Source organism: Nostoc sp. UIC 10630 (genome assembly GCF_010747425.1).
GTDB lineage: Bacteria > Cyanobacteriota > Cyanobacteriia > Cyanobacteriales > Nostocaceae > Nostoc.
This window is the reverse complement of sequence record NZ_JAAGOG010000441.1, coordinates 1-1256: the sequence shown is the minus strand read 5'-3', so window position 1 is coordinate 1256 and position 1256 is coordinate 1. Positions and strand designations below refer to the sequence as shown.

General features: G+C 47.5%; 1 protein-coding gene. It reads right to left on the bottom strand.

All coding sequences use genetic code 11. From position 1 onward, the window contains the following. A partial coding sequence (ilvD, locus tag G1O98_RS38255; protein ID WP_163939669.1) for a dihydroxy-acid dehydratase occupies positions 1-1256 on the bottom strand: 1256 nt, incomplete at both ends.

The window sequence follows — 1256 nt, the reverse complement described above, 5'->3', positions numbered from 1 at the left end:
GCACCGATGCTGCTAGAAGATACTAATTTGGCATATTTCGCCAACACGCCTTTAGTGTAACGCGGAGCAGGAGGTTGCCAGTTAGCACGACGACGGGCTAATTCTGATTCAGATATGTTCAACTGCAATGAACGAGCCGGTGCATCAATCGTAATACTATCGCCTTCTTCTACAAGCGCGATCGCACCACCAACTGCTGCTTCTGGAGCAACATGACCAACCACCATACCGTAAGTGCCGCCAGAAAAGCGCCCGTCGGTAATTAATCCCACCGCATCACCCAAGCCAGCCCCGATAATTGCCGAAGTGGGAGCCAACATTTCTCGCATTCCAGGGCCGCCTTTAGGCCCTTCGTAGCGGATAACCAAAATATCACCAGCTTGAATTTTACCCGCCAAAATTGCATCTAAAGAGGCTTCTTCTGATTCAAACACCCTTGCAGGCCCGGTAATTACTGGTTTTTTCACGCCGGTAATTTTAGCGACAGCCCCTTCCGTTGCCAGATTACCTCTGAGAATGGCTAAGTGTCCTTGAGCATACATGGGGTTGTTCCAAGTCCGAATCACATCTTGATTTGCAGATGGTTCTTCGGGGATGTCTGCTAATATCTCTGCAATGGTTTGCCCGCTAATGGTCAGGCTATCACCATGCAATAAGCCATGTGCGAGTAACATCTTCATTACTTGGGGAATGCCACCAGCTTTGTGCAAATCTGTAGCGACATATTTACCACTGGGTTTTAAATCACACAAAACGGGAACACGGGCGCGAATTGTTTCAAAGTCATCCAGGGTTAACTCTACATTCGCAGCACGAGCGATCGCTAAAAAATGCAATACTGCATTGGTTGAACCACCCACCGCCATAATCACAGAGATGGCATTCTCTATAGATTTGCGGGTGATAATTTGCCGGGGTAAGATTTGTTTGCGAATGGCTTCGACTAACACAAAGGCTGATTTTTCGGTGCTATCGGCTTTTTCGGCATCTTCGGCTGCCATTGTGGAAGAATAGGGCAAACTCATTCCCATCGCTTCAAATGCTGAAGACATGGTATTAGCTGTGAACATTCCCCCACAGGAACCAGCGCCAGGACAAGCGCGACTTTCGACTTCTAATAATTCCTTGTCGTCAATTTTTCCAGCGCTATATTGACCAACTGCTTCAAAAGAACTGACAACGGTTAAATCGCGTCCGTTGTAGTGACCCGGTTTAATTGTGCCACCGTAAACGAATATTGCTGGGATATTCATCCG